We start from the raw sequence: 18,210 nt of genomic DNA on the forward strand, positions 1-18,210 counted from the left end.
ATGACTCAACGGTTCTAGAAAGTGCCGAACAGGGTTATCGCGAAAAGCATCTAACTCACTCACGATAACCTCTTCAATATTTTCAACCAAATAGCGCTATTGGCCAGTGATGGCCAATCACATAGATAATCAACGCAGAGAGAACGCCCGCCACGATATCATCCACCATGATGCCCATACCGCCGTGAACATTGCGATCAAACCAACGGATTGGCCATGGTTTCCACATATCTAGCACGCGGAAAACCAGAAAACCACCCAATACCCACTGCCAACTATTCACTGGCAAAGCCATCAACGTAATCCACATGCCAACAAACTCATCCCACACGATACTGCCATGGTCGTGAGTTTTCATATCCTTGGCCGTACGATGGCAGATATAAACCCCAATGCAGATGCTAAACATCACTATCAGCGAATAAAGCTGCCACGGTAGCTGGATCAGCAGCAACCAGAATGGGATCGACGCGAGAGATCCCATTGTGCCTGGAATGATCGGGCTTAGCCCACTGCCAAATCCCGTTGCTAAAAGATGCCAAGGATTGCTCATGCGCAGGCGTGCTTTTGCCGCCTTGCTATCGTATTTGCTAATCTTTGCCAAAATGATCAAACCCCTGAAAGTCCAACTCAACCTGATCGTTTCCGCGCCAGAAGCGTATGCCGTCAGCGGCCGGTGCAATTTGTCCAATGCAGGTGAAGTCAGCCCCCAGTAAGCCCAGTGCGACGTCTAATGCTCCGCGATGCATCTCTGGAACAGTAAAACAGAGCTCATAATCTTCACCACCGGAAAGCGCCCACTGCAACGCCTGATCTGGCGTCGTATTATTGGTCAAACACGCTGACAGTGGCAGGTCGTCTAAATAGAGATTAGCACCACAGTCGCTCGCTTTGAGAATATGACCTAGGTCTGAAATCACACCATCAGAAATATCAATCGCCGAGCTCGCTAAATCACGCAGTGCTTGACCTTGCAACACGCGAGGATGTGGACGAAGATGACGCTGAATCAACATGTTACGTTCATCTTCATCAGCCACCGTTAGACGATTTTGCAAAATCGCTAACCCTGCAGCGCTATCTCCCAGCGTACCTGTAACGTAGATCCAGTCGCCAATACGCGCACCGCTACGCAGCAAAGCACGGCCCGCAGGCACCAAACCATTAATGGTGAACGTAATGCTCAACGGCCCGCGTGTAGTATCACCGCCAATCAACTGCATGCCGTAGTAATCGAGCTGCTCAAACAGGCTATCGCTAAAACGCTCAAGCCAAGGCTCGTTGATTTCAGGCAGCGTCAGCGCCAGCGAAACCCAAGCAGGATCCGCGCCCATTGCTGCTAAATCGCTGAGGTTCACCGCCAGAGATTTGTAGCCTAAATCGGCTGGATCGATATCTGGCAAAAAGTGAATACCAGAGACTAAAGTATCTGTACTGATTGCAATCAGCTGTTTCTCAGAGATCGAGAGCAAAGCACAATCATCACCAATGCCCTGCTGCACATCTCGCCGAGCCGTCCGATGACGGTTAAAGTAGCGGGCAATAACATCGAATTCGCCGCATGCCATAACGCATTTCCTGATTGGTTTAAATTATCGCCATTATCTATTCACCTGATTTTACCCAACAAAAAGGCCGGAAAACCGGCCTTTTGAATAAACGAGATGGCCCGAGGGCTTCCGTCAGGTGAACCTGAACAGCAATTTTATCTTTTAGATTTACGAATAGTCGGGGCAACTTTGTCCAGCACACCGTTGACGAACTTATGGCTATCTTCTGCACCAAAAGTTTTTGCCAGCTCAATACCTTCGTTGATTGCCACTTTGTAAGGGACGTCTTCGCGCTTGCTCAGTTCAAACAGAGAAATACGCAGAACCGCTCTCTCAACCTGACCCAATTCTTCCAACTGACGCGACAATACTGGAGCCATCAGGCCATCCAGATACTCTGCGTTAGTGGCGACGCCAGACAACAGCTCACGGAAGTAGCTAATATCGACATCTTTGACGTCCTGCTCTGACAAGAACTGATATTCAACATCAGCAATGTCGTTTTTGGATATCTGCCAAGAATAAAGTGCCTGAACAGCACATTCACGGGCGCGGCGGCGAGCAGCAGGTTTCACGGAATTCCCCTTACTAAAAATCAGGCTTTAATTGCTTTAAGAACATTGATCATTTCGAGAGCGGTCAGGGCAGCTTCTGCACCTTTGTTACCCGCTTTAGTCCCTGCACGTTCAATGGCTTGTTCGATACTTTCGGTAGTCAGTACGCCAAATGCGACCGGCACAACGCTGTTCATCGCAACGCTTGCTAGACCGGAGCTGCATTCACCCGCAACAAATTCAAAGTGGGCAGTGCCACCACGGATAACGGTTCCCAAAGCGACAACCGCATCATAGCGATTGGTGTCGGTCAGTGCACGAACGGCTAATGGCAGTTCATAAGCACCCGGAACCCAGACTACAGTGATATTGTCATCAGAAACCTGGCCAATACGCTTCAGGGCGTCAATGGCACCCTCCAGCAAGCTGTCGTTAATGAAATTGTTAAAACGCGCAATAGCGATAGCAATACGAGCTTGCGGAGCAGCGACAACGCCTTCAATCGTTTTCATGCAGTTTCCTTAAAATCTTGATGTTCAATACCCCTATCCCTTCTAGAAGAGCTAATAGGGGGGCGGATTCTATCACATTCTTTCGTCACCTGCTCAGGTGCATTTTGCTTACTTGAGCTAGAGACGAACTGAAACAAAAATAAATCAGTAAAAACAATACCCGAAGAGCAGGTTAATACGCATTACGCAGCACAATACGTAAATCCGGCCCTACGGGCATGACTTCGCTAAAAACAAACTGGGGAGCGTCAGCTAGCTGTTCCAGCCCCGGCAAAACACACAGACCGCGCGCAGTATCCCCTAAAAGCTTAGGGGCAAGGTAGATAATCAACTCGTCGACTAAACCAGCCTGCAAAAGCGCGCCAGCAAGAGACGCCCCCGCTTCCACCCACACCGAATTGATCTGCAGTTTGCCTAGTTGCATCATCAAAACAACCAGATCTATCCCTTGCCCATACTGCGGGATCGCCAACTGTTTAACGTTTTCAGGCCAATGCAGATCATCGGGATGAATACGAGCTAGCAGGGTTTCACCTGCCTGAGAGATAAGTTTGTGCTCAGTCGTTATACGATTTTGGCTATCAATGATAACGCGCAGTGGCTGGCGAAGATTTTCACGCGGATAAGCCTGTTGGGTGGTCACGTCTAATTCATCCCAACGCACCGTCAATGAAGGGTCATCGGCTAATACGGTAGCACTAGAGCTTAATATGGCTGAGCTTTGAGCTCGGTAGCGCTGCACATCCTGACGCGCTGCGGCAGAAGTGATCCACTGACTCTCGCCCGATGCCATCGCCGTTCTGCCATCCAGAGATGCCGCCATTTTGAGCTGCACAAAGGGGAATCCTGTACGCATGCGCTTGAGGAAACCACGATTGACGGCTTCGGCCTCATTCATCATCAGGCCATGGCTGACATCAATCCCCGCTTGCTGGAGCTTAAACAGCCCACGCCCCGCCACGTTCGGATTGGGATCCTGCATAGCTGCAACAACACGGCTAACACCGGCTGCGACTAACGCATCGGCACAAGGCGGGGTGCGACCATGGTGGCTGCACGGCTCAAGCGTGACATAGGCAGTCGCACCACGGGCCTTATCACCAGCCATGCGCAATGCATGAACCTCAGCGTGGGGCTCACCCGCGCGTAGATGATAACCCTCACCGACAATTTCATCGTTAAGAACAATAACGCAGCCAACATTTGGATTAGGCGTTGTGGTAAAACGCCCGCGGCGTGCTAACTCAAAGGCTCGCGCCATGTAAAACTCATCGCCACGCGGCTGGTTATGCATAGGTTTCGTCCGGAGATTAACTTACTAATCTAAGCCAGTGCTTAGTCCTGCAATTTGGCAATTTCTTCGCCAAACTCGCGAATATCTTCAAAACTACGATAGACGGAGGCAAAGCGGATATACGCCACTTTATCGAGCTTTTTCAACGCATCCATCACCAGATTTCCCACCATCTTGGTAGGAACTTCTCGTTCACCGGTTGCGCGAAGCTGAGATTTGATATGGCTAATGGCCATTTCAACATCGTCTGAGTTTACAGGGCGTTTTTCTAATGCTTTTAGGATACCACTGCGTAACTTATCTTCATTGAATGGCTCGCGAACATCGTTACTTTTGATAACGCGGGGCATAACGAGTTCGGCAACCTCAAAAGTGGTGAATCGTTCATTACAAACCAGACATTGGCGACGACGACGCACTTGCGTACCATCCCCGACCAAACGGGAATCAATGACTTTGGTATCAACGGCGGAACAAAATGGGCAATGCATAGCTCTTCCTGAAAGGCCTGAGATAACGTTAGTGTACCCCGAAGTGGCATAACAACAAAGGGATGTCAGTTTGGCAATAATGCGCTCTCAGCCTCATTCTTCGCGAAAACAGGGCATTTATGCAAAATCTGAAGATAATTTGCTCGCGGCTCCCATCCTAATTTCGCGGGATGAAATGGCATGCAGATAAACTTCCCCGCACATCGCCGCCATCACACTATACTTAGTCATATCGATCTAGTAGCAATTAGCATGTGACATTCAGGTCAAAGGCGATTAATCTTTTATCTATGTCCATAATAAATCGAGCGATCTATGTCTATATACCGCCCTTTATTCGTGCTTGCCCCTTTGGCATTGATGCTAACGGCATGCGCTTCTGATCCAAAAACTGAGGCTCTTCAGTCGGAAGTTCAGGAGCTGACACAAAAAGTTCAGAAACTTAGCACTGAAGCCGAGTATCTGGAGCGTCAGAAAACCATGAATGAAAATAACGAGCAGAGCATTTACCTGATCCCAGCCGCCAACAGCGACGCCGTAGGAGTCACCAGCATCGGCCAACTGCGCTTGTTGATAAGCCATCTGGAACCCGAAGCCGATGGCAGCAAAGCCGTGTTGCAAATAAAAACCGCCAACGGCTCAATTCTGCCAAGTTTCACTGGTTCTTTAGAGTGGGGCTCACTGAATCAAGCTACGTTAGAGCCGGACCAAAGCAGTACGCTGTCACAAAGTATCAGCTTTAAAAGCCCTGCAACACCGACTAACGTTACCAGCATGGAAGTTCGCTTAAGCGATATCGCGCCAGAAAATCTGGGCTTCATTCGCTTAAGTGGTATTGAGCGCCAATAGATTTTCGTTTAGTGCTTATGCCATAAAAAAACCCCGCCGCAGCGGGGTTTTTGCATTATAGCCGACGATCACACAACATCAGATTACGGCAGAATTGACGGCTGATCCGCCCCTTCTTTCTCGACCTTCTGCTGTAGCATATGTTCACGCTTCATGCCCAGTTTCAGAGCCAGCGCAGATGCAACATAGATAGACGAAATTGTACCGATAGAAACACCGATCAGCATGGTCAACGAGAAGCCTTTCAGCATCGGTCCACCAAACAAATACAGCATCAGGATCACCATCAACGTGGTGCCGGAAGTGATCAGTGTTCGATGCAATGTTTGTGTCAACGACACGTTGAAGATTTCGTAAGGTGTTCCACGACGGATCTTACGGAAATTCTCACGGATACGGTCAGATACCACAATACTGTCGTTAAGTGAGTAACCGATAACCGACATCAGCGACGCGACGATAGTTAAATCGATCTCAATATGAAATAGCGACAATACGCCCAAGGTGATGATCACATCATGCAATAATGAAATGACCACACCAGCAGCCAAACGCCATTCGAAGCGAACGCCAACGTAAATTAAAATAGCAATTAGCGCGACCAACAGCGCCATAGCGCCATGTTGTGCCAGATCTTCGCCAACGCTCGGGCCTACAAACTCAATACGCTTTACCGTTGCATTCTGACTGGTCGCCTCGTTAATCACGCTAATGACTTTGCTACCTAACGCTTCCCCACTAGCTTCACTTGTCGCTGGAGGCATACGTACAACAATGTCACGACTGCTACCAAAATTCTGCAACAGAGGATCAACAAAACCTGCTTTCTTCAGTGCATCACGCATCATGTCCATATCAGCTGGTTTTTCCAGCGAAACTTCAATGACGGTACCACCAGTAAAATCCAGCCCTAAGTTGAACTTATTCACACCAATAATGATGATAGAAAGGAGCAACAGAAAACCAGAAATACCGAAAGCCCAGTAGTCCCAGCGCATAAAGTCATAGACTCTACGGCCGTAATTTAATTGTTCAACACTATATTCCTGTGCCACAACGCACTCCTCAGATAGACAGCTTGTTGATGCGCTTGCCGCCGTACAACAGGTTTACGATGGCACGAGTACCGATAATTGCGGTAAACATTGACGTCGCCACACCAATACCGGTCGTGATCGCAAAGCCTTTAATTGCCCCGGTGCCAACGGCATACAGGATGATGACCTTGATAAGCGTCGTAACGTTAGCATCAAAAATGGAGCTGAATGCGCCTTGATAACCTTCATTGATAGCCTGTTGTACTGAACGTCCGTTACTAAGCTCTTCCTTAATACGTTCGTTTATCAGTACGTTGGCATCCACTGCTACTGCAAGGGTTAACACAATCCCCGCAATACCAGGCATGGTGAGAGTCGCTCCCGGCAGCAGGGACATAATCCCAACGATGAGCACGAGGTTAGCCAGCAACGCAGAGGTCGCTATCAGACCAAACTTCTTATAGAAGAACACCATGAACAGGATTGAGATAATCAAACCCGCCAAGCATGCTTCCAGACCCTGAGTAATATTCTGAGCACCCAGCGTCGGTCCAATAGTGCGCTCTTCAACAATCTGAATTGGTGCAATCAACGCGCCAGCACGCAACAGCAGAGAGAGTTGGCGAGCTTCATTCGGGTTGTCGATACCGGTAATACGGAAGCTATTACCCAAACGAGACTGGATAGTCGCCACGTTAATCACTTCTTCTTGCTTAGCTAGAATTGATTTACCGCTCGCGTCTTTCTTACCACTGTCTTTGTATTCAACGAACAGGGTCGCCATCGGCTTGCCGATGTTATCCTTCGTGAAGTTAGACATCGCGCTGCCGCCAGCGCCATCAAGCGAGATATTAACCTGAGGGCGGTTAAATTCGTCTTGGCTCGAGGTAGAGTCGGTAATGTGATCGCCGGTCAGGATAACGCGCTTATACATCACGATAGGACGTCCATCACGTGTGTATTTCACTTCAGAATCGCCCGGTACTCGCCCATTGGCAGCAGCGGTGCTGTCAGCATTCGAGTTCACCAAACGGAATTCCAAGGTTGCGGTAGCCCCCAGAATCTCTTTCGCTCGTGCCGTATCTTGAATACCCGGCAGCTCAACCACAATTCGGTCTGCACCTTGACGCTGAACGAGCGGCTCGGCAACGCCCAACTGGTTTACACGGTTACGCAGGATATTAATGTTCTGCTGAACAGCATATTCACGGGCTTCTTGCAGACGCTGATCGGTCATCACCGCTTTCAGACCATTATCACCAACCTTGCTAAATACTAGATTATTAAGGTAACGAGGCGACAGATAGCTGCTCGCTTTATCACGAGTCTCAGCATCACGGAATGTAATGATAACGCCGTTGGTAGAACCGTCAGTTTTACGGATCGTTGAATAAGGAATGCCCTTTTCACGCAAATCGCTGCGCAGCATATCCATACTCTGCTCTTGCAATTTGCTCAGAGCAGTCTCCATATCAACCTGCATCAGGAAGTGCACACCACCGCGCAGATCCAGACCTAACTTCATCGGTTCTGCACCAATGGCTTCTAACCATCTTGGCGTAGCAGGTGCAAGGTTCAACGCGATAACGTATTTGTCGCCCAGCATATCCATCAGCACTTCACGTGCACGGAGCTGAACGTCAGTATCTTTGAAGCGTGCCAAGATGGCACCATTTTCCAGCGCAATAGATTTGCTGGCGATGTGCTGTTTTTCAAGCTCATCACGGACTTGGACCAGTGTTGTTTCACTGGCGGCGACACCGCGCGCGCCAGTGATCTGAACAGCCGGATCCTCGCCATAAAGGTTAGGAAGTGCGTAAAGCAGACCAATGGCAATCACCAAGATCAGCATGATGTACTTCCACAAAGGATAACGGTTTAACACGGCAGTTCCCTTAGGGAAAATCAAAAATTACAGCGCCTTCATCGTACCTTTCGGCAGAACAGCGGTCACGAAATCACGTTTGATGATAACTTCAGTGGTATCGTTCAGAGCGATGGCAATATAACCCGTCTCTGCAACTTTCGTTACGCGACCGATCAATCCACCGTTAGTCAGAACTTCATCACCCTTGCTGATGGCATCCATCAGTTTTTTATGTTCCTTAGCGCGTTTCTGCTGTGGACGCAGGATCATGAAATAGAAAATCAGGCCGAATACTACCAGCATGATCACTAAAGAGTACGGGCTGCCCTGAGCCGGTGCTCCAGCAGATGCCACAGCGTCGGAAATGAATAAACTCATCTAAATATCCCTCATTATTAACTACAGATTGAAAGCAACAACAAACAGCCAGAAACAAGCCATTCTATACTCTAAAGATGTCTAGTTGTAGAAGCGCTGGTTTGCTATCAACAACTTGGACGACAAAGAGTAAGCCGGTTAAAGATGACTCCTAACCGGCCAAATTCTATTTGGCGCCGACGGGCGGTACAGGTTTACCCTGACGGCCATAGAAATCAGCGACGAACTCTTCCAACTTACCGTCTTCAATAGCTTGGCGTAAACCAGCCATCAAACGCTGATAATAGCGCAGGTTATGGATAGTGTTTAAGCGCGCACCAAGAATTTCGTTACAACGATCAAGATGATGTAGATACGCACGGCTATAATTACGGCAAGTGTAGCAATCACACTCAGCATCCAACGTCGTCGTATCATCTTTATATTGAGCGTTACGGATTTTTACAATACCGTTGGTCACAAACAAATGACCGTTACGCGCATTTCGGGTCGGCATCACGCAGTCGAACATGTCGATACCACGACGAACACCTTCCACTAAATCCTCCGGTTTACCGACACCCATTAGGTAACGCGGTTTATCTTCCGGAATCTGTGGACATACATGCTCAAGAATACGGTGCATGTCTTCCTTTGGTTCGCCGACGGCCAAGCCGCCCACAGCGTAACCATCAAAGCCGATCTCTACCAGCCCTTTTAACGAGACATCTCGTAAATCTTCGTAAACGCCGCCTTGGATAATACCGAACAAGGCGTTTTTATTACCCAATTCATCAAAGCGTTGGCGGCTACGCTTCGCCCAGCGCAGAGACATCTCCATCGAGCTCTTGGCATAATCCCAATCTGCAGGGTACGGCGTACACTCGTCGAAAATCATCACAATATCAGAACCCAGATCGTACTGAATTTCCATTGATTTTTCAGGACTTAGGAAAATCGGAGAACCGTTGATCGGATGACGAAAATGCACACCCTCTTCTTTAATCTTGCGCATTTTGCCCAAGCTAAATACCTGAAAGCCGCCGGAATCCGTTAGGATAGGCCCCTTCCACTGCATAAAATCATGCAGGTCGCCATGCAACTTCATGATTTCCTGCCCAGGACGCAGCCATAGATGGAAAGTGTTGCCCAGCAGAATTTGTGCGCCCGTTTCTTTCACTTCTTCAGGCGTCATCCCTTTGACGGTACCGTAAGTACCGACAGGCATAAACGCAGGGGTTTCCACCACGCCGCGATCAAAAATCAGGCGGCCACGACGAGCGCGGCCGTCGGTTGTATCTAATTCATACTTCACTCAAAACCTCCAGCATCAGAAAAACAGTCTGATGTTGTATTCCTAATGGAAAGACGCCCTATTCGACATACCCGTTAGAACGGGAAGCCAAAGTCTAAGTGGGCAAAAATTGGCCCGTACGTCGCATTTCAGCGCAACAGTACGGGCCACGAAATTATTCGGCTGACACTTTCTCTTGCTCCGCTAATTCGCTGTGGGTGATAAACATCGCATCCCCATAGCTAAAGAAGCGGTATTCCTTTGCCACCGCTTCGTGATATGCATGCATGGTATTTTTATAACCCGCAAATGCAGATACCAACATAATCAGCGTGGATTCAGGCAAATGGAAGTTGGTTATCAGAGCATCAATCACCTGATAGTGGTAGCCCGGATAGATAAAGATTTGCGTATCGTCAAAAAATGGCGCAATAAGCTGGTCTTTTGCCGCAGCGGCTGCACTCTCAATCGACCGAACCGACGTGGTTCCAACGGCGATAACACGGTTGCCACGCGCTTTACAGGCCAATACGGCATCAACCACATCTTGCGGAACCTCTGCATACTCAGAGTGCATGGTGTGATTTTCTATGGTGTCCACTCGTACCGGCTGGAATGTTCCAGCGCCAACATGCAGAGTTACAAATGCCATCTCCACGCCTTTAGCGCGCAGTTTTTCCAATAGAGGCTCATCAAAATGTAGCCCAGCCGTCGGCGCCGCAACTGCGCCAGGACGTGAACTATATACGGTTTGATAAAGCTCGCGGTCTGCGTCTTCATCTGGACGATCAATATAAGGCGGCAAAGGCATATGCCCTGCAGCATTCAAAATAGTCAGTACATCGCGGCCATCTTCAAAACGCAGCTCAAATAGCGTGTCATGGCGTGCAACCATCGTGACACGAATATCCTCATTATCGCCAAGCAGCAGCTCTGCGCCCGGCTTAGGGGACTTGGATGCACGAACGTGCGCTAATACGCGAGTATCATCTAAAAGACGTTCCACCAACACTTCCAGTTTTCCGCCACTGGCTTTGCGACCGAATAAACGCGCCGGGATAACTCGAGTATTATTGAAGATCAGCAGATCTCCCGCGTCTATTTTGTTCAAAACGTCGGTAAACACGCCATGCTCTAATTTTCCCGTTGGCCCATCCAGCGATAACAAACGGCAAGCGCTGCGCTCCGCTTGTGGATAGCGGGCAATAAGGTTATCGGGGAGTTCGAACGAAAAATCAGAAACACGCATGGTTATTATTCACTCTATATATAGCGGACGCAGGGAGCACGCAAAAAACAGGCCGCTTAGTCTAGAGCTGCAAACGCTCTGCTGCAACTGTTAAGCGGTTCAGTATGATATAAGCCAGAATAAATAAGATTAAATAACCTTAGTTATTGAATGGATTAAACTGCGTTATTCTCATCTATACTCATCCCATGAACTTTCTAGCACACCTTCACCTTGCCTCATTGGCCCATAGCTCACTGTATGGCAATCTTTTAGCCGACTTTGTCCGTGGTAATCCACAGGGCATCTACTCTGCCCCCATCATTGATGGCATTTTTATGCATCGTAGAGTCGATGTTATGACCGATAGACTCCCTCAGGTCTTAGAAGCCAAACGCTGTTTTCGCCAAGAGTTTCGTCGCGTCGCGCCTATTACGCTCGATGTGGTTTGGGATCATTTCCTGGCACTACATTGGCAAGAGTTAGAGCCGGAAATATCTCTAAACGCTTTCGTAAACCACGCTCGATCCGAAATCGCCCCCATGTTGCCGCAGTCTCCCGAGCGCTTTCAAAATCTTAATGCTTTTATGTGGCAAGAGCGCTGGCTAGAACGCTATGCTGAGCTCCCGTTTATTGCCAAAGTGTTACAAGGTATGGCTAATCGACGGCCAAAACTCGGCGCTCTGGCCGGATCTTTTGTCGATATTGAAGATAATTACCTGCAACTTGAACAAACATTCTGGCAGTTTTATCCGCAAATGATCGCTCAAGCCAAAGCAAAGACCCTATAAACACTGACATTGTTAACACTTACCACGTTTAGCTATTGCCCTTTTTTACAAAAGCGCTATGTTATATACCAATCTTTACTTTTACCCTTTTGCATTATTGATAGGTAAAAGCTATCTTATCAATCGGCGCTTTACGCTTTATTCACCAACGTTTAATACGTATAGTGACTCCCGACCTAAGAATTTAATCATCCATCCAACATACAATTAACAGGAGTTAATATGGTCCTGGTTACTCGTCAAGCCCCAGACTTTACCGCCGCTGCCGTTCTGGGCAACGGTGAAATCGTTGAAAACTTCAACTTCAAAGAATTTACTAAAGGTAAGCCAGCAGTCGTGTTCTTCTGGCCAATGGACTTTACTTTCGTATGTCCTTCTGAACTGATCGCGTTCGATCACCGTTACAAAGAGTTCAAATCCCGTGGCGTTGAAGTTGTTGGCGTTTCTATGGACTCTGAATTCGTTCATAACGCATGGCGTAAAACCCCTGTCGACAATGGCGGCATCGGTGAAGTTCAGTACCCACTGGTTGCTGACATCAAACACGAAATCATGCAGGCATACGGCATTGAACACCCAGAAGCTGGCGTTGCTCTGCGTGGTTCTTTCCTGATCGACAAAGAAGGTGTTGTCCGCCATCAGGTCGTTAACGACCTGCCACTGGGCCGTAACATCGACGAAATGCTGCGTATGGTTGACGCGCTGCAGTTCCACGAAGAGCATGGTGATGTTTGCCCAGCTCAGTGGGAAAAAGGCCAAGAAGGTATGGGCGCATCTCCAGACGGCGTTGCTAAATACCTGTCTGAAAACGCGGCTAAACTGTAATTCAGTTTGTCACATGATAAAAGCGGCCAAATGGCCGCTTTTTTATTGGCTGTACATCAAACCCGCGTTGTCAAAATGGTTATTCTCTAAACCAACGCCACACTCCTGCACTCTCTGCCGACATCATCAGCTCGATATAGCCGTTCTCACGCACTAGTTTCCCGTATCCCTCAATACAACGCCAACGTCCTGCTGGAATAAACGGTGAATTGGGCAAAATACAACGTCCGCGACCGTTGCGTTGCAGAGCAATCAGTACCGTTTCGTTCTCATATTGGCGGATAAAGACCAGCATATCATCGCGAGCATGTACAATATGGCACCCTCCACGACGTAATGCCGTAGATCGATGTCTTAACGTTGCCATCCGTTGAGTTAACGCCAATAAATCGCTATTCCATCGACTCTCATCCCACGGAAATGTTTTGCGGCAAAACGGGTCATTTTCGCCATCTAGCCCAATCTCGTCGCCATAATACAAACAAGGCACACCAATCCAAGTAAAAAGCCATACCAAGGCCATTGGCATACGTTGTGGATTATCTGCCAATAGAGTGATAAAACGCGCTGTGTCATGGCTATCAAGCTGATTAAACATGGCGAGCTGTTGGGTATGTGATAATCCCGCACGGTAGCTATCCATCCATTCGGCACACTGTGTAGCGCTAAGCTGGATAGGCTGATACGCCACATCAACATCGGTCAAAAACGCTCGCACTGGCAGAGCAAAGCCCATGTAATTCATTGCGGCATCTTCTACTCCGGCTTGTAGCCAGCGGCGTGCATCACCAAAGTGTTCTCCAAACACGTATGCCTGCGGATTTTCACTCTTTACTGCACGATACATGCCTTCGAGATGGTGCAAATTCCCTCGTGCCGAGCCGCCTTCACCCAACATGTGCACCACGTCCAGACGCCAGCCATCAATATGATAAGGCTCACGCAGCCAATGGCGTAGCACGCTGTCATCGGCCTGATATACGCTATCGACCACCGACTGGCTAGAGAAATCCAGTTTAGGTAACGTGGTGTTTCCTTTCCAATCAAGCACCCGCCCATCAGCAGTAAAAGTGAATCGAGTGCGGTGAGGCGATGCAGGATCGTAATAAGCACCTTCGGTTTGTTGCTGGTAGCGATCAAACCACGGATGAGTATCACCGGTATGATTAAATACCCCATCAAGGATCAAGCGTATACCTAACTCATGGGTTTTCTCCCGCAATCTGATCAGCGCCGCATTTCCGCCTAGATAAGGATCAACCTGATAGTAGTCTTCGGTGTCGTACTTATGGTTGCTCGGCGCGGTAAAAATAGGGTTCAGATACAACGCGGTAATGCCTAGCGCCTTTAGGTAAGGCAAGCGCTCGACGATACCGTCTAAATCACCACCATAGAACGTAGAAGACGCATTTTCATCGGTTAAAGGTTCATCCCACGCTTTACGGATCACATCACGTTGCACCGCATGATGAAAATAGCTGCCATCTTTTACCGTATGCTCAAGCCCGCTAGAGGAAAATCTATCGGGAAATATTTGATAAAAAACCTGATCGGCCACCCACGCCGGTGACAGCGTTGGGCTCTCTAATGCAAACTGAGCCATCTGGGCTGGCGGAATAATGCTAAACCCCTGAGGGCCAAACCATTGCTGACGATTTTCCCACAACAGTTTAAAACAGTACCGACGTACTGACTCACCGGCCAACAGCGTAAGGTCTGCCTGATAGCGGGTATAATCCCCCTGCTTTTGTGTCTGCATCACCAGCAGCCATTCTTCGTTATCAGGCTCACACCGCAGCATGACCTGATGCGGCAGATCATCGCCTTGTAACCATAAACCGATCTCAAGACGATCGTCATGATGATGTACGTAGGGTGGTACGGGTAAGTGCCAAGCAAATAACATAAAATAGTCCCCCAATAATCATTGGAATGGAGCATGCCATGCTGAAGTTTTGCTGCACTCATCTGTAAACACTTTTTGTAGGGATGAGTTCGGGGGAGGATAGCCCCTATTATCTTACTGTAAATAATTCGAGCTGCAGGGCAATAAGGCTTTCGCTTTTTTAACAGCGCACAACGCGGGCTCCTAAGGAGCGAGGCATTGTCGAGTTACGCGGCAAGTGAGTGATTCCCTAAAAGCATCACTCTGTGACTAGAGCGAACAAACGCAGCCAACACGCATGTCACTTGACCTATGGCGAGTTGATACGTGATTAACTTTGCTTTTGGGTTGACTGTAAACCCTGAACGGTTAGCCTATGTCGGCATATTGCATCAAAATATTTGAAAGAAAAGGTAATCTCAATGCATAACACACTGAGACGATGGCTAGAACAGTATGGTATCGAATTCACTCATGTGACTTCGCTGATTATTGTTATCGGCCTCATCATGGTGACCGCGGTCATCATCCATCTACTTTTGCATCGGGTACTTCTTTCACGCTTAGAAAAACGCGGTCAGCATAGCAAAATACTCTGGCTGAAAGTGATTACCCAACATAAGCTCTTCCACCGATTAGCCTTTACCTTACAAGGTGTTATCGTCAATATTCAGGCCGTATTCTGGCTTCATCCTGGCACCGATGCCGGTGATGCACTCATCATCTGTGCCCAGATGTGGGTTATGTTGTATGCCCTACTCGCACTGTTTTCTCTGCTTGATACCTTACTGGATCTGGCGAGCAATATGTCGGTTGCCGATCAGCTACCGCTACGAGGGATTTTCCAAAGCATCAAACTCGTTGCCGCCATCATCATCGGTATTTTGATGATTTCACTGCTGATAGGGCAATCTCCGCTGCTGCTGATAAGCGGCTTGGGCGCCATGGCAGCGGTTTTGATGTTGGTGTTTAAAGATCCCATTTTAGGGCTAGTGGCAGGAATTCAGCTTTCAGCCAACAACATGCTCAAGCTGGGCGACTGGCTTGAGATGGCTAAATATGGCGCTAACGGCACCGTCGTGGACGTGGGGCTGACCACGGTCAAAGTGCGTAACTTTGACAACACCATCACCATGATCCCGACCTACGCGCTAGTTTCTGATTCCTTTATCAACTGGCGCGGTATGTCTGAGTCTGGTGGCCGCCGTATCAAGCGCAGCCTGAATATTGATACCACCAGCGTACATTTCATGTCAGAAGAAGAACACCAACGCTTAATGAAAAGCGCGCTACTCGCGCCTTATATCGATGCAAAAACGCAGGAGCTAAAAACCTACAACAGCGAGCTGCAAGCTGACCTGAGTTCTCCACTAAACGGACGACGCATGACAAACCTTGGCACTTTTCGCGCCTATTTAGTCGCCTATCTGAATGCGCATCCACAAATCCGCAAAGATATGACCCTAATGGTGCGCCAGCTCGCGCCAACGGCAGATGGCCTGCCGCTTGAAATCTATGCCTTCACCAATACCACGGTCTGGGCACAGTACGAAAGCATTCAGGCCGATATCTTCGATCATACGTTTGCCATCGTGTCTGAATTTGGTTTACGTGTGCACCAGACTCCTACGGGCAATGATATGCGTGCTATCGGCCATACACAGGCTGACTAAGACTGTTTTACCCTTACCTTCAACTGACATTTCCCCACATAAATGTGTCTGAAGGTAAGGGAACCATGACAAGCATGGCGAATGATTTCCTCACACTTTCCTTTCAATAGAAATCTGATATTTATGACACTCCATTTATTAGTATCAACGGAGGGGAATTTGTTCAGTAAACTCTGCTTTGGCAAATTACGAGCACACCTGATGCCATTTTTGTCTGCGCTGATCCTGATTACCAGCCTGCACTCTGCGGATGTCGATATCAGCAAAATCGCCAGCCAAAATGCACAAAACTATTCTCAACTGACTAGTGATTTACACGATGTTCGTGAAGCGCTGATACTCAGCGTTCGCGAGTCGCGTCGAGAAGAGAGAGATGAAGATCGCCACGAAATAATTGCACCGGCGGAACATAGTGAAGCTGAAGACATCAGTCGTTTGATTTAATTCAACACCAACAAAAACGGAGCCTAAACGCTCCGTTTTTGATTCGCTTATGCAAGCATCTATCAGCGAGCAATATGTTTTTGCTTATCCTGATGGCCTACTTTAGCCGACTTCTTAACAAAGCCGTACCCTAGCAACAGAACAATCACCCATACAATGCCTGCATACAGTGAAACTCGGGTATCAGGGAAATAGCCGATCAGACCGATGATAAATACCAAGAAAATAATGCCAATCGCTGAGGTCAAGATCCCACCACGTAGCGGAAACTCTAGCGCCTGCACCTGCTCTGGGCTCAGGCTGCGTCGGAATGCAATCTGAGAGAACAGGATCATAATCCATACCCACACCGTGGCGAACGTAGCCAATGAGGCAATAACCAAGAACACATTTTCCGGCATGATGTAGTTCAGATAAACTGCAATCAACAGTGCAAGAACCATCACCAGAACAGTGACCCACGGAATGCCACGACGTGAAACCTTCGAAAAGATTTTCGGCGCATGTCCCTGCTGTGCCATGCCGTGCAGCATACGCCCCACACCAAACACGTCACTGTTAATAGCCGATAAGGACGCGGTGATCACCACGAAGTTCAGAATACCTGCAGCTACCGTGATCCCCATATGCTGGAACGTCAGTACAAACGGGCTACCTTGTGTCCCGACCTGATTCCATGGGTAGATCGACATAATGACAAACAGCGTTCCGACATAGAACACAAGGATACGCAGCGGAACTGAGTTGATGGCTTTTGGGATCGACACTTTTGGATTTTCTGCTTCACCAGCAGTGATACCGATAATCTCAATCCCACCATAAGCGAACATCACCAGCTGGAGCGAGAAAATCATCCCGATAAAGCCGTTACTAAAGAAGCCACCATTGGTCCATAAATTATGAATGCCGGTAGGTTGGCCGCCGTTACCTATTCCCCAGAAGATAATGCCAATACCCGCTACAATCATAATGATAATCGTGGCGACCTTAAAGAACGAGAACCAAAACTCAAGCTCTCCAAAGACCTTCACACTCATCAGATTTACCGCACCGATGATCAGCACCACGCTGAGCACCCAGATCCAATGCGGTACCGCAGGGAACCAGACGCTCATATAGATACCGAATGCAGTCACATCGGCAATGGCGACGATCAGGATTTCAAAGCAGTATGTCCAGCCAGTTATATAACCAGCCATTGGCCCGAGATAATCCTGCGCATAGCGAGAAAACGAGCTGGCTTGCGGGTTATTAACCGACATTTCGCCCAACGCACGCATGATGATAAAGGCGACGACACCACCAATGAGATAAGCCAGCAGCACGCTTGGGCCAGCCATCTTAATCGCATCAGCGGAGCCATAAAACAGCCCCGTACCGATAGCTGAACCGAGCGCCATAAAACGAATGTGGCGCGTATTCAGTCCGCGCTTTAATTGGTTGGGTTGTTGTTGCATACAAAATTTACCCGTGGAGACCTGTCAAAAAAAACACGGGCGCTATACGCCCGTGCTGCAAATAAACTCATAATTTGTGATTATAAATGCATAGACCACTGA

The 18,210-nt window shown here is 48.4% G+C and carries 18 protein-coding genes; 5 read left to right on the plus strand and 13 right to left on the minus strand.

Features of this window, described 5'->3' with window-relative positions:
* Positions 1–82: 82 nt before the first annotated feature.
* The 6 genes from pgpA to nrdR form a co-directional block, all read right to left on the minus strand.
* Positions 83–553 carry a phosphatidylglycerophosphatase A gene (gene pgpA, locus K9N75_RS16635; protein WP_064573194.1) on the minus strand — a complete coding sequence of 157 codons (471 nt, stop codon included), beginning with the start codon at positions 551–553 and terminating at the stop codon, positions 83–85.
* 37 nt (positions 554–590) lie between these two features.
* Entirely contained in the window at positions 591–1,568 is a 978-nt protein-coding gene (thiL, locus tag K9N75_RS16640; RefSeq protein WP_008814313.1) for a thiamine-phosphate kinase, read from the minus strand.
* A gap of 137 nt (positions 1,569–1,705) precedes the next feature.
* Positions 1,706–2,125 (minus strand): transcription antitermination factor NusB, encoded by a 420-nt coding sequence (gene nusB / locus K9N75_RS16645; protein ID WP_004096748.1) that lies wholly within the window; start codon positions 2,123–2,125, stop codon positions 1,706–1,708.
* A gap of 20 nt (positions 2,126–2,145) precedes the next feature.
* Positions 2,146–2,616, minus strand: coding sequence for a 6,7-dimethyl-8-ribityllumazine synthase (ribH, locus tag K9N75_RS16650; RefSeq protein ID WP_004096750.1), 471 nt, complete (start codon positions 2,614–2,616; stop codon positions 2,146–2,148).
* 172 nt (positions 2,617–2,788) lie between these two features.
* Complete coding sequence (ribD, locus tag K9N75_RS16655; protein ID WP_130976006.1) at positions 2,789–3,910, minus strand: bifunctional diaminohydroxyphosphoribosylaminopyrimidine deaminase/5-amino-6-(5-phosphoribosylamino)uracil reductase RibD; 1,122 nt, start codon at positions 3,908–3,910, stop codon at positions 2,789–2,791.
* A gap of 41 nt (positions 3,911–3,951) precedes the next feature.
* Complete coding sequence (gene nrdR, locus K9N75_RS16660) at positions 3,952–4,401, minus strand: transcriptional regulator NrdR (RefSeq protein WP_004096754.1); 450 nt, start codon at positions 4,399–4,401, stop codon at positions 3,952–3,954.
* Positions 4,402–4,716: 315 nt separating this feature from the next.
* On the opposite strand from nrdR, the gene K9N75_RS16665 reads away from it, so the two are divergent.
* Complete coding sequence (locus K9N75_RS16665) at positions 4,717–5,250, plus strand: DUF3251 domain-containing protein (RefSeq protein ID WP_224451917.1); 534 nt, start codon at positions 4,717–4,719, stop codon at positions 5,248–5,250.
* A gap of 83 nt (positions 5,251–5,333) precedes the next feature.
* Here K9N75_RS16665 and secF read toward each other — a convergent pair whose 3' ends face one another.
* From secF to queA, 5 genes are all read right to left on the minus strand, one after another.
* Positions 5,334–6,305, minus strand: coding sequence for a protein translocase subunit SecF (gene secF / locus K9N75_RS16670; RefSeq protein ID WP_008814316.1), 972 nt, complete (start codon positions 6,303–6,305; stop codon positions 5,334–5,336).
* Positions 6,306–6,315: 10 nt separating this feature from the next.
* Positions 6,316–8,172 carry a protein translocase subunit SecD gene (secD, locus tag K9N75_RS16675; protein WP_008814317.1) on the minus strand — a complete coding sequence of 619 codons (1,857 nt, stop codon included), beginning with the start codon at positions 8,170–8,172 and terminating at the stop codon, positions 6,316–6,318.
* Between the two features lie 27 nt (positions 8,173–8,199).
* Positions 8,200–8,532: a preprotein translocase subunit YajC gene (gene yajC, locus K9N75_RS16680; RefSeq protein WP_004096758.1), complete on the minus strand. Its 333-nt coding sequence runs from the start codon at positions 8,530–8,532 to the stop codon at positions 8,200–8,202.
* Positions 8,533–8,698: 166 nt separating this feature from the next.
* Entirely contained in the window at positions 8,699–9,826 is a 1,128-nt protein-coding gene (tgt, locus tag K9N75_RS16685) for a tRNA guanosine(34) transglycosylase Tgt (RefSeq protein ID WP_008814318.1), read from the minus strand.
* A 154-nt stretch (positions 9,827–9,980) separates the two neighbouring features.
* Positions 9,981–11,054 carry a tRNA preQ1(34) S-adenosylmethionine ribosyltransferase-isomerase QueA gene (gene queA / locus K9N75_RS16690; RefSeq protein WP_008814389.1) on the minus strand — a complete coding sequence of 358 codons (1,074 nt, stop codon included), beginning with the start codon at positions 11,052–11,054 and terminating at the stop codon, positions 9,981–9,983.
* Positions 11,055–11,242: 188 nt separating this feature from the next.
* On the opposite strand from queA, the gene K9N75_RS16695 reads away from it, so the two are divergent.
* Complete coding sequence (locus K9N75_RS16695; RefSeq protein WP_096080429.1) at positions 11,243–11,824, plus strand: ACP phosphodiesterase; 582 nt, start codon at positions 11,243–11,245, stop codon at positions 11,822–11,824.
* A gap of 222 nt (positions 11,825–12,046) precedes the next feature.
* Entirely contained in the window at positions 12,047–12,649 is a 603-nt protein-coding gene (locus K9N75_RS16700; RefSeq protein WP_004847724.1) for a peroxiredoxin C, read from the plus strand.
* Between the two features lie 79 nt (positions 12,650–12,728).
* On the opposite strand, the gene malZ is transcribed toward K9N75_RS16700, so the two are convergent.
* Positions 12,729–14,555 (minus strand): maltodextrin glucosidase, encoded by a 1,827-nt coding sequence (gene malZ / locus K9N75_RS16705; RefSeq protein WP_224451918.1) that lies wholly within the window; start codon positions 14,553–14,555, stop codon positions 12,729–12,731.
* A gap of 401 nt (positions 14,556–14,956) precedes the next feature.
* Here malZ and K9N75_RS16710 point away from each other — a divergent pair, with 401 nt between their 5' ends.
* Together K9N75_RS16710 and K9N75_RS16715 are read left to right on the plus strand one after the other, a co-directional pair.
* Positions 14,957–16,207, plus strand: coding sequence for a mechanosensitive ion channel family protein (locus K9N75_RS16710; RefSeq protein ID WP_004847716.1), 1,251 nt, complete (start codon positions 14,957–14,959; stop codon positions 16,205–16,207).
* 159 nt (positions 16,208–16,366) lie between these two features.
* Positions 16,367–16,651 carry a hypothetical protein gene (locus tag K9N75_RS16715; RefSeq protein ID WP_224451919.1) on the plus strand — a complete coding sequence of 95 codons (285 nt, stop codon included), beginning with the start codon at positions 16,367–16,369 and terminating at the stop codon, positions 16,649–16,651.
* Positions 16,652–16,713: 62 nt separating this feature from the next.
* Here K9N75_RS16715 and proY read toward each other — a convergent pair whose 3' ends face one another.
* Positions 16,714–18,108: a proline-specific permease ProY gene (gene proY, locus K9N75_RS16720; RefSeq protein WP_039188460.1), complete on the minus strand. Its 1,395-nt coding sequence runs from the start codon at positions 18,106–18,108 to the stop codon at positions 16,714–16,716.
* Positions 18,109–18,210 lie beyond the last annotated feature (102 nt).

It is taken from the genome of Hafnia paralvei, from assembly GCF_020150375.1.
Lineage (GTDB): Bacteria > Pseudomonadota > Gammaproteobacteria > Enterobacterales > Enterobacteriaceae > Hafnia > Hafnia paralvei.

Coding starts and splice junctions, on each gene's coding strand:
- K9N75_RS16710 (WP_004847716.1), top strand. CDS start 14,957: ATGCATAACACACTGAGACGATGGCTAGAACAGTATGGTATCGAATTC.
- ribD (WP_130976006.1), bottom strand. CDS start 3,910: ATGCATAACCAGCCGCGTGGCGATGAGTTTTACATGGCGCGAGCCTTT.
- queA (WP_008814389.1), bottom strand. CDS start 11,054: ATGCGTGTTTCTGATTTTTCGTTCGAACTCCCCGATAACCTTATTGCC.
- K9N75_RS16665 (WP_224451917.1), top strand. CDS start 4,717: ATGTCTATATACCGCCCTTTATTCGTGCTTGCCCCTTTGGCATTGATG.
- proY (WP_039188460.1), bottom strand. CDS start 18,108: ATGCAACAACAACCCAACCAATTAAAGCGCGGACTGAATACGCGCCAC.
- pgpA (WP_064573194.1), bottom strand. CDS start 553: ATGAGCAATCCTTGGCATCTTTTAGCAACGGGATTTGGCAGTGGGCTA.
- nrdR (WP_004096754.1), bottom strand. CDS start 4,401: ATGCATTGCCCATTTTGTTCCGCCGTTGATACCAAAGTCATTGATTCC.
- malZ (WP_224451918.1), bottom strand. CDS start 14,555: ATGTTATTTGCTTGGCACTTACCCGTACCACCCTACGTACATCATCAT.
- K9N75_RS16700 (WP_004847724.1), top strand. CDS start 12,047: ATGGTCCTGGTTACTCGTCAAGCCCCAGACTTTACCGCCGCTGCCGTT.
- ribH (WP_004096750.1), bottom strand. CDS start 2,616: ATGAAAACGATTGAAGGCGTTGTCGCTGCTCCGCAAGCTCGTATTGCT.
- thiL (WP_008814313.1), bottom strand. CDS start 1,568: ATGGCATGCGGCGAATTCGATGTTATTGCCCGCTACTTTAACCGTCAT.
- K9N75_RS16695 (WP_096080429.1), top strand. CDS start 11,243: ATGAACTTTCTAGCACACCTTCACCTTGCCTCATTGGCCCATAGCTCA.
- yajC (WP_004096758.1), bottom strand. CDS start 8,532: ATGAGTTTATTCATTTCCGACGCTGTGGCATCTGCTGGAGCACCGGCT.